This is a genomic window from Sphaerochaeta pleomorpha str. Grapes (genome assembly GCF_000236685.1).
GTDB classification, from domain to species: domain Bacteria; phylum Spirochaetota; class Spirochaetia; order Sphaerochaetales; family Sphaerochaetaceae; genus Sphaerochaeta; species Sphaerochaeta pleomorpha.
The window spans coordinates 1,286,206-1,300,004 of the sequence record NC_016633.1 but is presented as its reverse complement, the minus strand read 5'-3'; the positions used below and the strand labels follow the sequence as shown (position 1 = coordinate 1,300,004).

Here is a 13,799-nt window from a genome sequence, read left to right as displayed (position 1 = left end):
ACAAACGAATGAAGCAAGTATAGGATGTTTGGATAGGTCTGTTCAAGGCTTGTAAAATGCATGGGTTTATCTGGATTTATAACTTAAAGTAAAATATAATTATATACATAAAAAGAAATAAAAAACATTATTGCTTGACAGCAACCCTCAGGGCTTCTATGCTTGTAGGCAGATACCTTGAATAATTATGGAGGGATTCGATGTCAAAGGTTTTGAAACTATTCCTTTTTCTTGTTTTGCTGAGTCTCTTCTCCTTTTCCATTTTCTCCCAAGGGGCTTCGAATTTATATCTGCATGGTAAGGTCCCTAAGACTTCGCATGTCGATTCCTCAGAAGGTGGTGTAGTAATCTCATCAAATAACAGAAATTTCCACTGTGAAGTGCAATCAGACCAGAATACAAATACTATTACAGTCAAGGTAAAGACTTGGTAAATACCCTAAACACATCACCATGCATATGAGAAGCCAGCAATCAGAAGACGATTACTGGCTTTGTTTTTTTGGTGGTAAAATTTATTGATGTTGGAAAAACAACATACTGTACAGTTCTTTCCTTCTACACTAGGGGTGTTGATACTAAAAATCCCAGGAGGATGAGTATGAAAATCAAAAATTTCGAATATGCGAAAGTCTTGGATTTTGCCCAGCAGGTAAGTTATCAAAGCGGCCAGGTTGTCAGCAAGACCCTTGCACAAGACCAAAATCATAGTCTGACCTTGTTTGCTTTTGAAAAAGGTGAGGAGATAAGCAGCCATGAAAGTGGAGGTGATGCCTTGGTAGTCGCCCTTGATGGGAAAGGTGAGGTTACCATAGACGGGGAAAAACATATCCTCAAGGCAGGCGAATCGATTCTCATGCCAGCTAAGCATCCTCACGCAATAGTTGCCCCCGAACGTTTCAAAATGTTCCTGATCGTAATTTTCTAGAATGAGAAGGAGAGCTAATATGGATTCAAAAATGTTTTGTTACCAATGCCAGGAAACAGCACGCAATAGTGGCTGTACGCTCGCCGGTGTCTGTGGAAAATCTGCAGAAGTCTCGAACCTGATGGATATGCTTGTATGGGTAACCAAAGGCTTGAGCCAGGTTTCGACCCGTTTGCGCAGTGAAGGCAAGGACGTAGGATCTGAGGTCAACCATCTGGTAACGTTCAACCTGTTCAGCACCATTACCAATGCCAATTTCGATGACCAGGCAATCTATACAAGGATTCTGCTTACCATTGATATGAAAACCAGGCTTATCGCCCAGCTTGCTGATGCTTCAAACCTTAGTGAGGCAGCCTTATATGTAGAGAGCGACAGACGTACCATTGAAGATAAGGCAAGGTCAATCGGTGTCCTTTCCGAGAAAAATGAGGATATAAGGAGTCTCAAGGAACTGATTACCTACGGTTTGAAGGGAGTCTCTGCCTATAGCAAACATGCCAACGTCCTTATCAAGGATGATGAGGCCCTCGATAGCTTTATCCAAAGTTCCCTTGCCGCTTTGCTTGAAAAAAAGAGCGTGGATGAGCTTGTAGCCCTCACGTTGGAAACAGGTAAGTGGGGTGTGACCGGAATGGCTTTGCTTGATAGTGCAAATACAGGTGCTTACGGCAATCCTGAAATTACCGAGGTCAAGCTTGGTGTTGGTAAAAACCCTGGGATTCTGATCTCAGGACATGATTTGCGTGACTTAAAGATGTTGTTGGAACAGACCCAAGGGACCGGGGTAGATGTATATACCCACTCGGAAATGCTTCCCGCCCATTACTACCCTGCATTCAAGAAATATCCGAATTTTGTCGGTAACTACGGTAACGCCTGGTGGAAGCAAAAGCAGGAATTCGCTTCGTTCAATGGCCCGATCTTGATGACCACCAACTGTATCGTTGCACCCGATGCTTCCTATAAAGACCGCATCTTTACTACCGGTGCTACAGGGTTCCCCGGGGTCAAGCATATTGGTGGCGATATCGGAGAGACAAAAGATTTCTCCCAGATCATTGAAATGGCCAAGAAATGTGAAGCCCCAACAGAACTTGAGACTGGTAAGCTGGTCGGCGGTTTTGCCCACAACCAGGTGTTCGCTTTGGCAGACAAGGTTGTCGATGCCGTGAAGAGCGGGGCGATAAAGAAGTTTGTAGTCATGGCCGGCTGTGACGGACGTTCGAAATCGAGGGATTACTACACAGAATTTGCAAAGGCCCTACCCAAGGATACCGTAATCCTTACCGCTGGTTGTGCAAAGTACAAATATATCAAGCTCAATCTTGGCGATATCGGTGGTATTCCCCGTGTGCTCGATGCCGGTCAGTGCAATGATTCCTACTCTTTGGCTCTCATTGCCCTCAAGCTCAAAGAAGTGTTTGCCCTGGACGATATCAACGAACTTCCGATCGCTTACAATATTGCCTGGTATGAACAGAAAGCTGTCATCGTGCTGTTGGCGTTATTGTCCCTTGGGGTGAAGAACATTCATCTCGGACCTACGCTTCCTGCCTTCCTGTCTCCTAACGTTGCAAACGTATTGGTTGAGAACTTCGGAATTGCCGGTATTTCCAATGTTGAGGATGACATAAGCCTTCTGGTTGGCTGATACGATACCAGAGCGTACCTGTTGCCCAGGTATTGAGACAGGGAGTCCCCCCCTTAGCGGTTTCCTGTCTCTGTCTGCTGAAAAGTATGCACATATAGGGACATAATAAAAGAGCCGGCACGTGCTGGCTCTTTTATTGCGATGGAAAACCACTTTTTCTAGCTGTTGACCCGTTCCAGGTATTCCTTGGTTTCGGTGTTTACCCTGATCTTTTCACCCTGTTTGATGAAAATGGGAACTCGAACCTTGAGGCCTGTCTCGGTCACCACATATTTGGTTGCTCCCTGGACAGTGTCGCCTTTGACGGCTTCCTCTGCCTCGGCTACCAAAAAGATTACCTTGGGTGGGACCTGGATATCGAGAAGCTGGGTTTCCCAGAATGTGCAGCGATAGGTTTCACCGTCTTTCATGATGAACTGATAGTCGGGGAAGTTTACCATAGGGACTTCAATCTGGTCGTATGTATCAGTCAGCATGAAGTGGAAGCTTTCGCCATCATTGAACAGATATTGGCAATCGCGATCCACAACCATGATATCCTCGGCATTGTCCTGGCTCTTCATGGTTTCGCTGAGGGTCTGGCCACTTGAGGGGCTCTTGAGTTTCAGACGAACAAAGGCCGATCCTTTACCGGGGTTTACAAATTCACGGTCGATGCAAACAAAGGGCTGTCCTTTAATGAGAAGGGCTGTTCCCTTTTCGATTTGACCTGCTTTAATCATGCTAATTACCTCGTATGTTAAATATTACAATTTTTACCGTTGCCAAGCATACCAGAAATAGGAAAAAGAATCACCCCCTCAAGGCTGGTTTTTCCCAACTGTAGCATCAGCAACCTGTCCATCCCCAAAGCAACACCTGAACACTGGGGGAAAGTGGTGAACAAAGTAGCAAAGGAAGGGTCTGTATCAGGGATGACCGACTGCTTGATTGTTCGCTGTTGGATAAGTTTGGCATACTCTTGGCGATAATATGCCTCTATCACCGCTACCTCTCGTTCTTCATCGTAACAGTTCGCAATTTCTATGCCACCCGCATACATTTCCCAGCGTTTTCTATAATTTCCCTCACGTTTTGCCAAACATTCAATCTGGGCTGGGTATCGGTCGAGCACCAAAGGCTTATCCTGGGGCAGGTTTGGTTCGACAAAAGTCAAAAAAATCCTGTTGAAGGTGTCTTCCCAGCTCTCCGGTTCGGTTCCGAGATGCAAACCGAGCCGCCTTGCCTCATTGGCAAGATTTTTCTGGCTCTGGTTCTTTTCCAAGTCTACCTGGGCATAGCGCCACATGGCTTCTTCCACAGTCAAATGGTTGAAGGGTGGCAACAAGTGCGTCGGGCAGTTGGGCAAGGCGGTCTTTGCAAGCAATTCTGCGGTAATTTCGATGGAATCCTGTTCGTCCGCCCCTACCGTATAATATTCGAGCATAGAGAACTCAGGATTGTGTATCTTGCCTATCTGTTCGCAGTTGCGGAAACAGTGGCTGAACTGATATATGCTTCCAAAACCGGCTGCAATCAGTTTTTTCATGAAAACCTCAGGGGAGGGAATCAGATACATATCCAAAGAACCTATGAATTCATTGTCAAAACGGGTTCCGAAATTCTCTATCGTTGGCTCTGGGATGAGGTCAGGGGACAGCGAAGGAGTATCGACTTCGGTATACGACCGTTCGTCGAAAAAGGAACGCATCGATTTGTATAGGCGGCTTCGAAGAAGAGCCGCATTTTTTGCAGAAATATCCATGGCGGTATCATATCCAATGAGATGCTCTTGTTGCAAGGTCTGCCGCCACTACAGTATACTGCTCGACATGGAAAGTTATAATACTGACGATATAATATATGCATTGGCAACAGCCTGGGCCCAGAGTGCTTTGGCCGTAATCCGTGTCAGCGGTGAAGGTTGCAGAAAGGCTTTGGGGGAATGTTTTTCCCGTCCGAAGGCTTTGTTGCAGGCTAAGAATGCCACGTTGGTCCATGGGTTCATAACCGATGGGCAAAATGGAGAGAACCTCGATGAGGTTGTCGCGGCTGTCTATACGCATGGGCATGGGTATACTTTGGAGGAATCTGTTGAGTTTACCTGCCATGGGTCGCTGCCGGGGCTTCAGAAATTGCTTGCTTTGTTCAAGCGTATCGGTTTGCGCCCTGCCCAGGGTGGCGAGTTTACCTTCCGTGCTTTTTTGCATGGGAGAATGGACTTAACCCAGGCCGAGGCAGTACAAGAACTGGTTGCAGCCCAGAGCCCGCGGAGCCAGGCTATGGCCCTTTCACGGTTGGAAGGGTCTCTTAAAGATAGGATTTCAGCAGTCAAGGAAGACTTGCTTGTTGTTTTGGCAGCCGTCGAGGTGCAGCTGGACTATGCAGAGGATGAACTTGATGAGTTCGTGTTTCCTCTGTCCCGGCTCCAGGAAGTAGAAATTGCCCTTGAAAGGCTTGCCTCTTCCTATTCGGTCGGACGCCTCTATGGCCAAGGGGCAAGGGTTGTCCTTGCAGGGGCCACCAATGCAGGGAAAAGCTCGCTTTTCAACCTTTTGCTTAAACAACAACGGTCGATAGTAAGCGCGACCAAGGGAACTACCCGAGATTATATCGAGGCAGATTGTTCCTTTGAAGGAATCCCTGTCCGGCTTTATGACACTGCCGGGTTGCGCGAGAGCAGTGACACTATCGAGGCAGAGGGTATCAAAAGAACCGAGCAACTGATAGACCAGGCCGACTTGGTTGTCTATCTTGTCGATAGCACCGAGGTACAGCAGAGTTATCGCTCTGATGACAAAACCCTTGTCGTTTTCAATAAGAGCGATTTGGCCAAAGCCCCGCAAGGCAGTCTTTCTGTCAGTGCCCAGAGCGGGGAAGGAATAGCCGCATTGGCAAGTGCCATTGCAAAACGCCTGCGGCAGGGGTTGCCCACGACAGGGGAAGACCAGGTGGTAATCGAATCGGAGCGGCAGAAAGTTCTGTTGCTCCAGGCAAGTGAAGCTGTTCAAAGGGCGATAGCCCTTGTTGAATTGGATATTCCGTTGGACATTGTAGCCGCGGAGTTGGGTGAAGCAATGCAGAGTCTCGGAGAACTTACCGGGGAAGTCACCCCCGCGGATATCCTTCAAAAGATATTCAGCGGATTTTGCGTAGGGAAGTAACTATGGATTATGATGCAATAGTAGTGGGAGGGGGCCATGCCGGAATCGAGGCATCTCTGGCCCTCTCGAGAATTGGTTTCAGCACTCTTTTGATTACCCAGAATCTGGATGCAATCGGGCGTTTGTCCTGCAATCCTGCAATCGGGGGGCTTTCAAAGGGAAATATAGTAAGGGAAGTCGATGCTCTCGGGGGTGAAATGGCCCACTTGATCGACCATTCAATGATTCAATATAGGATTCTCAACCGTCGTAGGGGTCCTGCAGTGCAGGCACCCCGTGCCCAGGCTGATAAATTCACCTATGCCCGCCTCGCAAAAGAAACGTTGGAAAGCCAGAGTAATCTCTCCCTATTTATGGACACCGTTGTCGATTTGGTCTTGGACAAGGAAGGGAAAAACCTGGTGGGGGTCAAAACTGCACGTGGTCATGTCATTTCCTGCAAGGTGATGGTCCTCACTACCGGTACATTTATGGAAGGGCGGATTTTCATCGGGGAATACGATGCACCCTTTGGCCGTCTTGATGAGCCGGCAGCCATGGGCTTGGGGACAGCCTTACGTGAGAAAGGATTCCCAGTGGGAAGACTGAAGACGGGTACCCCCGCCAGGGTACGTAAAAGTTCGCTGGATTTTGAGAAAATGGAACTGCAGGACGGTGATCCCGTTTTGATGCCCTTCAGTTTCGATTATGACAGCGTGGAGCGCCCCATGCTTCCTTGCCATATTACCTGGACCAACGACAAAACCCATCAGATAATTAGAGACAATATCCACCGTTCCCCTCTGTATGGAGGGAAAATCGTAGGCAAAGGTCCACGCTATTGCCCTTCCATCGAGGATAAGGTAGTCCGGTTCCCAGATAGGGACCGGCACCAGATCTTTGTGGAACCGGAGGGGGTCGGTACCGAGGAAATGTATCTCAACGGCATCTCCTCCTCCTTGCCTGAGGATGTCCAGTGGGACTTTATCCATAGCATTGCAGGCCTCGAGCATGCCCAGATTATGCGCCCTGCCTATGCAGTGGAGTACGACTACCTCGATCCCCAGAACCTCTATGCATCCTTGGAGAGCAAGCATGTTGGGAATCTGTTCGTTGCAGGACAAACCAACGGTACCAGCGGATATGAGGAAGCAGCCTGCCAGGGTTTGATGGCCGGAATCAATGCCGCCCAGAAATTGAAGGGCGAAAAACCGCTGGTTCTTTCCCGCAATGAAGCCTATACCGGCGTTTTGATTGACGATCTGGTGACCATGGGAACCAAGGAACCGTATAGGATGTTTACCAGCAGGGCAGAATACCGGTTGAATCTCCGCCATGATACCTGTGACCAGCGCTTGACTGGAAAAGGGTATTCAGTCGGCTTGCAGAGCGAGGAAAAATTGGAACGCCTGAAACAGAAAATGGAAAAGATTGAGGCCGTGAAGGACTTGCTTTCCAAACATAAGTATGAACAGAAAACCGCCCTCACTGCCCTGAAAATGCCTGAAGTGACAATAGATGACCTGAGGTCCTCTATTCCCGAATTGGATGCGTTTGATGAACCTACCCGTTACCAGGTTGAACTCGATATAAAGTACGAGGGATATATCCACCGGCAGGACCGGCAGGTTTCACGGTTCGAGAAACTGGAAGGCCTTTTGATTCCCGATACCCTCGACTATGGGACCCTTGAGGGACTAAGCGCAGAGTCCAGGGAAAAACTCAAGACAATAAAGCCACGCTCCGTTGGGCAGGCGAGCAGGATAAACGGGGTCCGTACCAGCGATCTTGCAATCCTTATCCTGCATGTTGGCAAGGGAGGCCGCCATGGCAACGTATGACAACCTGTTGCATGATTCCATCGACCAGCTTGGTCTGCAGTTTGATGATACCCAATATGCTCAGCTTTCCACCTACATTAAGGAGCTTGAACTGTGGAACCCCACCTATAAGCTTGTAGGTGCAAGCGGGAATGAATTGATTACCAAGCATATTGTCGATAGCCTGTCCTCTGTCCCTACAATTCTGGATTTGCTTTCAGGCAAACAAGACCCAACCATCGCCGACCTTGGCTCGGGGGCCGGGTTGCCTGGCATTCCCTTGGCAATTGCATTGCGGGATTACCGGTTTACCTTGGTTGAACGTATGGGCCGTAGGGTGGGGTTTCTCAATAATGCCCTTGTCCTATGCCGCCTGAGCGATAGGGTCAGTGTGTATGACCAAGACCTCTCGCAAGTCAAAGGTTCTTTCGATTTGGTAACTTTCAGGGCTTTCCACCCATTGTATGATATCCTTGATGCCGTCGAGCCAATCCTGGCTCCCGATGGGGTGATCTGTGCCTATAAGGGGCAGGAAGACCAGCTCCGAATGGAGTTGGAGCAAGTTGAGAAACAATGCAAGAGTAAATGGACTGTGAGCCAGGTCTCTTTGTCCGTACCGTATCTCGATGCCCAGCGAATGCTCTGTATCTTGCACAAGGGGTGATACCTGAGGATGGGTTTGTTGTTTCAATGATATTGGGGTTTTGCATGAGGAGAATGTTTTGAACAAAGGAAAAGGTCGTTTTTCATTGGTTTTTGGCTTTTTGTCACTCTTTTTGGCAATGGTGTTGTCATTGGGGATTGTGTTACCTCTGTTCAGTGTAAAAGCATCTTTTCTCACTGGATTTTTGCAATGGCTGGCCCCGTATATTGGTTTTTCGGCATTGGCTAATCCTTTTGGACTTATTCCTTTCTGTTTTCTGCTTATCCTCTGGGCTTGCATGGCTTTTTCTTTCAGGGGCCGCAAACCTTTTTCCTTCGTGTTGATTCCGGTAACCGCACTCATGTATTTTACCGTATACCTCCTGGCTCAGATGCTTCAGCAGACAGGCCGCCCGAAGGTGATTATGGATTTTCTGTTTGCAAATGGTGCCACGTTGCATACAGCTTCCCTCAAAGTGGTCCTAGCCTTCCTTTTCGAGACTGGCCTTTTTGTTGCCCTCACCCTAATAGGCGATATCCTTGACCGGCATTACCGAAAGAAAAAGGCTTTTGCCTTGAAACTGAAGCAGATGCAAGCTGGCCAGAAAATTGATACCTCCTCCCTTTCGCGGGGAGAAAAGAGAAGATTGGCCTCAGAAAAGAAACGGCAGGAAAAACTTACTGAGGATGAGGCTATCGTTGTACTCAAACAAAAACAGAAACCAGAGGAAAAGGATTTCTCAGGGAAAATGGAATTCCCCCAGGTTATGGAAGTTCCCCCTCTCAATAGCCTTGCACGATCGCCCGAGAGAGCAGTTGCCAACAAAGATATCATCGATGTAGAGGAGTTGGCGCCCACCCCTTCTTATGGACTTGCCAGTATAGGGGCTCTCCAGACTATCAAAGAAGAACACATGCGGGAACGCAAGGTAGAAAAAGACGAAACCAGGACAGAGAAAAAGAAAGCAAAATCCGATGAAAGGAAACATGAACCGCTTTCAGGCTTTCTCCAGGCAGCCTTGGAGGTCATAGGGAAGAATCCTGCAGCCCATAGCGAGCCTGTTCCCAAGAGGACAGGAAAAGCCAAGGGAATGCTTGCAAGGGCCGTGGAAGAAACAGAAGACCATGGTTTGTTTTCTCGGCCTGAAACCCCTGCTTCTGTTACGATTGCCAATCCCGTTGAAGTCAAGGTTTCTATGGGAAGTCCCTCCTTGGAAAGAAGAGAAAAGGAATCTTTGCAACTCCCTGCCGAGGAGAGCGGGAAAGCTACGATTTCCATACGGGACCAGGTCATTTCCGTCAGACCCTCTTTTGACGAGCCGAAGACTGAACGCCCAGAGTTTTTTGCTCCTTTGAGCACCGCCAAACCTATCAATGGAGGGTTTTCGGATGATGTACCCCCTATTTCTGAGGTACTGGAAGGTGATCTCGACATTGATACAGCAAGCGGGGTGGGCGGTCTCGCTTCCTCGAACGGAAGTGGCAGTGCACTGATCAATAAAGGAAGGCTTATATACCGCTTTCCTCCCGAGGAAATCCTGGTGAGGTATCCCAAAACCGGAAATGTAATTGACACGGAGACCTTGGAGAGAGGGGACAAGCTGGTTGCTACTCTTATGGAATTCAACGTGAGGGTTGAGTTGGTCAGCATTGTACGGGGGCCTACCGTAACCATGTTTGAGATTCTTCCTGCCCCCGGGGTCAGGGTGAATACAATCGTCAGCCTTGCAGATAACATAGCCCTCAGCCTTGCAGCACTGCAGGTACGCATCGTTGCCCCGATACCCGGGCGCTCTGCCGTTGGAATAGAAATCCCAAACAGGAAACGCGATATCATCGGTTTCAAGGAGATGCTTCCTTCCATGGACCAGAAAAGGGGCAATATCCCCATGGTTCTCGGTAAGAACCTTCTTGGGGAGCCTATTGTCATCGATGTCGAGAAAGCCCCGCATCTTCTCATTGCAGGGTCTACCGGAAGTGGCAAGAGCGTCTGTGTCAATTCGATGATCTGCTCCATATTATTCCGTAAGAGCCCGAAAGAAGTGAGACTCATTCTTGTAGATCCCAAAATTGTGGAGCTGAACATCTACAATGGCATCCCACATCTTTTGACCCCGGTCATCACAGATCCTAAGAAGACGCTCAAGGCCTTCGATTTCTGTCTATATGAGATGGATAGGAGGTATCGGCTGCTGCAAGGGATAAACGCGCGAAATATCACCGGCTATAATGAAAAGATTGAGGAAAGTCATCTTGCAAGGGAAAAACTCCCGTTCATTGTCGTGGTCATAGATGAGTTTGCCGACTTGATGCATACGGTGGGCAAGGAGCTGGAGAACAAAGTTTCCCGTCTGGCTGCCATGAGCAGGGCAGTCGGGATACATCTGATTCTGGCGACGCAGCGCCCCTCTGTCGATGTCATTACCGGGGTGATAAAAAGCAATATACCTACTCGAATCGCTTTTGCCGTTACCAGTACGACCGATAGCCGGATCATTATCGATGAAGGCGGAGCAGAAAAGTTACTTGGTAAGGGCGATATGCTCTATGTTGCAAGTACCGATCCGATTCCCATGCGCATCCAAGGGGCTTATCTGAGTGACAATGAAGTCGAGGAAGTGGTCAGGTTCGCAAGTACCCAGGGAGTCCAGGATTTTATCGACGATTCCTTCTTCGAGGATGAAAATGTTGACAGCAGTGATGCTTCGTCTGATGAAGTTGAAGGGAACGATGATGATGCGCTGATGGAAAAAGCCCTCCAGATTGTTGTCGAAAGGCGTTGTGCTTCAGCTTCCTACTTGCAGCGAAGGCTTAAGATAGGGTACAACCGGGCTGCACGTCTGGTAGAGCAGATGGAAGAGATGGGATATGTCGGGCCTCCGAATGGGAGCAAGCCCAGGGAATTGATTAAATATCCATCGTAAAAGAAGGAATGCAATGGTCGCTGAACATGCCGTACGGAACGGGGTTATCATTAAGGAAGCGGACGCCACACTCAGTGTGACAAACAGGGAAGTGCAGTTTGGGTTTTCTACCTATGAATCCATTCGGGTCATCAAGGGGAGACCTGTACATCTTGCCGATCATTTGAGGCGATTGGACAAGTCCTGTGAGGGCATCTTCCTTTCCCATTCATTCACCAACGAGGAATTGACAAACTGGGTACATGCTCTCATACAGGTGGATTCCTTGGTGGAAGCTTCTGTACGTATCCTTGTTGTCGGGGGCAAGGATCCTCAATGTTTTATAACGGCAGCACCTCTGATTTCATACCCTGATAGCTATTACAGAGAAGGAGTTGTAACCTTTACCTATGAAGGCGAACGATTGATGCCATCCTGTAAGACAGGGAATCTGCTGTTGAATTATATGGCTCTTGAAGCTGCCCGCCGCCAAGGTGGATTTGAAGCACTTCTAGTCAATAGGGAAGGGGAAATCCTGGAGGGGACGCGTAGCAATTTCTTTGCCTTCAGGGAAGGTAAGCTGTATACAGCTCCCTCTGAAAAGGTGTTGCTGGGGGTAACCCGGGACCGGGTTGTCCAGGCTGCGCTTAAAAATGGCATAGAGGTTGTCTACGAATCCCCTTTGGCAAAGGATGTCCGTTCCGGGTTGTACGATGAATTGTTTATCTCCGCCACCAGTATGGCGGCTATGCCGATATACTCTGTCGATGGGAAAAGCTTTGCCGGTCCGTTTACGAGGACCCTTGCTATCTGCCATCAGGTAAGGGAATGGGAGCTAGAGGACTGAGTGTTTTTGCCGTCTCCTTGTGGAGGTGGACAATACTGTTATTTTAATCTATCTTGTAGAAAGGGAGTAAATGTATTTTCTCCCTTTCTGTTGTGTGTTGGCAAATTATTATAAAGGCGATATATAGTATCCATGAAATTTACTGAATTACCCTTAAGTGAGCAGGTGCTCAAAGGTATCGAGGCTGCAGGATTTAGCGATTGTACCGAGGTACAGGAGAAAATCCTTCCAATTAGCCTTGCCTACCGAGATGTTATGGTCCAGTCAAAGACTGGTAGCGGAAAAACTGCCGTATATGTTCTTTCTATCCTCCAAAAATATGTGACGGCACAGAAAGAAGGGAAACCCCTTCCAAAAGCTTTGATCGTAGCCCCGACCAGGGAACTGGCTGTCCAAATTGACGAAGATACGGCAAAACTGTCTTCAGCCATCGAGGGACTGACGGTAGGTTGTTTTTATGGAGGGGTCGGGTATGGAAAGCAGGATGCCTTGATCGAGAAAGGGTGTGATATCTTTGTCTGTACCCCGGGAAGAATCCTGGATTACCAGAAGATGCATAAGATTGATTTCCGCCAGTTCGATACCTTTGTTGTCGATGAGGCAGACCGGCTCTTTGACATGGGGTTTTATCCTGATGTCCAGAAAATGTTCAGCCTGCTGAGGCCGGCCAAAGAAAGGCAGACCATGCTGTTCTCGGCGACTTTGGGAACCAGGGTGCGCAATCTTGCCTGGTCTTTCATGAATAGTCCTGTAGAAGTCGAGGTCCAGCCCGAGGAAATAACCGTAAATGCAATTACCCAGGAGCTGTACCATATTTCCAAGGATGAGAAATTCGGTTTGCTTCTCCAGCTCCTGCATAGGGAAAACCCAGAAAACTGCTTGGTTTTCACAAACACCAAGGCACGTTGCATAGAGGTTGCCAAACGGTTGTCGCTCAATGGATATGCCTCAAAGTACCTGATGGGAGACCTTCCCCAGTCGAAACGCCTGGAAACCATCGATAAGATGAAAGATGGGACGATCAAATTCCTTGTGGCCACTGACGTAGCTGCTAGAGGACTCCAGATCGACGATCTCCAGCTGGTAGTCAACTATGACATCCCCGACGATTTCGAGAGTTATGTTCATCGAATAGGGCGAACTGCCCGCGCCGGGAAAACAGGCAAGTCCATTACCTTGGCCGATGAAGAGTATGTATTTGGCCTTGAACCGATCGAAAACTATATCCAGATGAAAATTCCTGTAATTTGGCCTGCGGAAGGCGAATTGCCTGTAGTCGAGGACAAGAGTGCCAAATACTCTTTCCGCGATTTGGTAAGCAACGACGAATATGCTTCTTCCCCTGATCGAGGTGGTCGTAGCAGAAATGGACGCCCTACATCTTCTCCCTCAAGGAGATCTGCCCCGCCAAGAAGGGATGCAAGTGGACCTGCCAGAAGAGGTCCTGCCCGTCCTGCTGGCAAATATGCCGGTAAACCTGCCAGTGAGCCAAGGGTCAACGAGCCAAGGACTGCTGCGACCAAACCCCGCCAGCCCCTTGCAGCCCGTCCTTCGAATCCAGCACCAAGACGTAAAACAGGCTCCAAGAGCTATGCAGAAATCCAGAATCTTTCTTTGGAAGAAAGATTGGCATACTACAAGCAGCAGTACAAGGGAGAATCTGGTTCTGCACCTGCTTCCCCTGCAGCCAACAGAAGAGAACCTGCCCAGAAGAAACCTGTTCAGAAAAAAACCGTTTCCCCGGTAAAACCTCCTGTCACTGTTGAAAAACCTTTGCCGAAAAAAGGATTCTTTGCGAGACTTTTTGGGAAGAAACACTGATATGCTCAAGCGTTTTATTTCTTACTACCGCCCATATAAAGGACTATTTTTCCTTGATATGG

General features: G+C 48.5%; 11 protein-coding genes. 9 read left to right on the top strand and 2 right to left on the bottom strand.

Features of this window, described 5'->3' with window-relative positions; translation table 11 throughout:
- The first annotated feature begins 200 nt into the window (after positions 1–200).
- The 3 genes from SPIGRAPES_RS05885 (at position 201) to hcp (ending at position 2,582) form a co-directional block, all read left to right on the top strand.
- Positions 201–434: a hypothetical protein gene (locus SPIGRAPES_RS05885; RefSeq protein ID WP_014269853.1), complete on the top strand. Its 234-nt coding sequence runs from the start codon at positions 201–203 to the stop codon at positions 432–434.
- A 167-nt stretch (positions 435–601) separates the two neighbouring features.
- Positions 602–928 (top strand): cupin domain-containing protein, encoded by a 327-nt coding sequence (locus SPIGRAPES_RS05880; protein WP_014269852.1) that lies wholly within the window; start codon positions 602–604, stop codon positions 926–928.
- Between the two features lie 19 nt (positions 929–947).
- Positions 948–2,582: a hydroxylamine reductase gene (hcp, locus tag SPIGRAPES_RS05875; RefSeq protein WP_014269851.1), complete on the top strand. Its 1,635-nt coding sequence runs from the start codon at positions 948–950 to the stop codon at positions 2,580–2,582.
- Between the two features lie 158 nt (positions 2,583–2,740).
- Here the strand turns inward: hcp and efp are convergent, their stop codons facing one another.
- Together efp and SPIGRAPES_RS05865 are read right to left on the bottom strand one after the other, a co-directional pair.
- Positions 2,741–3,304: an elongation factor P gene (efp, locus tag SPIGRAPES_RS05870; RefSeq protein ID WP_014269850.1), complete on the bottom strand. Its 564-nt coding sequence runs from the start codon at positions 3,302–3,304 to the stop codon at positions 2,741–2,743.
- Between the two features lie 17 nt (positions 3,305–3,321).
- The gene (locus SPIGRAPES_RS05865; RefSeq protein ID WP_014269849.1) at positions 3,322–4,326 is read right to left on the bottom strand and encodes an amino acid--tRNA ligase-related protein; all 1,005 of its coding nucleotides are present in this window, start codon (positions 4,324–4,326) and stop codon (positions 3,322–3,324) included.
- A gap of 67 nt (positions 4,327–4,393) precedes the next feature.
- On the opposite strand from SPIGRAPES_RS05865, the gene mnmE reads away from it, so the two are divergent.
- From mnmE to SPIGRAPES_RS05835, 6 genes are all read left to right on the top strand, one after another.
- Positions 4,394–5,725, top strand: coding sequence for a tRNA uridine-5-carboxymethylaminomethyl(34) synthesis GTPase MnmE (gene mnmE, locus SPIGRAPES_RS05860; protein ID WP_155816669.1), 1,332 nt, complete (start codon positions 4,394–4,396; stop codon positions 5,723–5,725).
- A gap of 2 nt (positions 5,726–5,727) precedes the next feature.
- Positions 5,728–7,545, top strand: coding sequence for a tRNA uridine-5-carboxymethylaminomethyl(34) synthesis enzyme MnmG (gene mnmG / locus SPIGRAPES_RS05855; protein ID WP_014269847.1), 1,818 nt, complete (start codon positions 5,728–5,730; stop codon positions 7,543–7,545).
- Complete coding sequence (gene rsmG / locus SPIGRAPES_RS05850; protein ID WP_014269846.1) at positions 7,532–8,188, top strand: 16S rRNA (guanine(527)-N(7))-methyltransferase RsmG; 657 nt, start codon at positions 7,532–7,534, stop codon at positions 8,186–8,188. Before mnmG ends, rsmG begins: the two co-directional genes overlap by 14 nt.
- Before the next feature lie 58 nt (positions 8,189–8,246).
- Positions 8,247–11,090 carry a DNA translocase FtsK gene (locus tag SPIGRAPES_RS05845; RefSeq protein ID WP_014269845.1) on the top strand — a complete coding sequence of 948 codons (2,844 nt, stop codon included), beginning with the start codon at positions 8,247–8,249 and terminating at the stop codon, positions 11,088–11,090.
- Between the two features lie 13 nt (positions 11,091–11,103).
- Entirely contained in the window at positions 11,104–11,916 is an 813-nt protein-coding gene (locus SPIGRAPES_RS05840) for an aminotransferase class IV (protein ID WP_014269844.1), read from the top strand.
- A 132-nt stretch (positions 11,917–12,048) separates the two neighbouring features.
- Positions 12,049–13,737, top strand: a complete 1,689-nt coding sequence (locus tag SPIGRAPES_RS05835) for a DEAD/DEAH box helicase (protein WP_014269843.1) — start codon at positions 12,049–12,051, stop codon at positions 13,735–13,737.
- The last annotated feature ends 62 nt before the right edge of the window (positions 13,738–13,799 follow it).

What these genes read in the sequence shown, in the direction of transcription:
- rsmG (WP_014269846.1), top strand. Translation starts at nt 7,532, where the DNA reads ATGGCAACGTATGACAACCTGTTGCATGATTCCATCGACCAGCTTGGT.
- hcp (WP_014269851.1), top strand. Translation starts at nt 948, where the DNA reads ATGGATTCAAAAATGTTTTGTTACCAATGCCAGGAAACAGCACGCAAT.
- SPIGRAPES_RS05840 (WP_014269844.1), top strand. Translation starts at nt 11,104, where the DNA reads ATGGTCGCTGAACATGCCGTACGGAACGGGGTTATCATTAAGGAAGCG.
- SPIGRAPES_RS05835 (WP_014269843.1), top strand. Translation starts at nt 12,049, where the DNA reads ATGAAATTTACTGAATTACCCTTAAGTGAGCAGGTGCTCAAAGGTATC.
- mnmE (WP_155816669.1), top strand. Translation starts at nt 4,394, where the DNA reads ATGGAAAGTTATAATACTGACGATATAATATATGCATTGGCAACAGCC.
- SPIGRAPES_RS05880 (WP_014269852.1), top strand. Translation starts at nt 602, where the DNA reads ATGAAAATCAAAAATTTCGAATATGCGAAAGTCTTGGATTTTGCCCAG.
- SPIGRAPES_RS05865 (WP_014269849.1), bottom strand. Translation starts at nt 4,326, where the DNA reads ATGGATATTTCTGCAAAAAATGCGGCTCTTCTTCGAAGCCGCCTATAC.
- SPIGRAPES_RS05885 (WP_014269853.1), top strand. Translation starts at nt 201, where the DNA reads ATGTCAAAGGTTTTGAAACTATTCCTTTTTCTTGTTTTGCTGAGTCTC.
- mnmG (WP_014269847.1), top strand. Translation starts at nt 5,728, where the DNA reads ATGGATTATGATGCAATAGTAGTGGGAGGGGGCCATGCCGGAATCGAG.
- efp (WP_014269850.1), bottom strand. Translation starts at nt 3,304, where the DNA reads ATGATTAAAGCAGGTCAAATCGAAAAGGGAACAGCCCTTCTCATTAAA.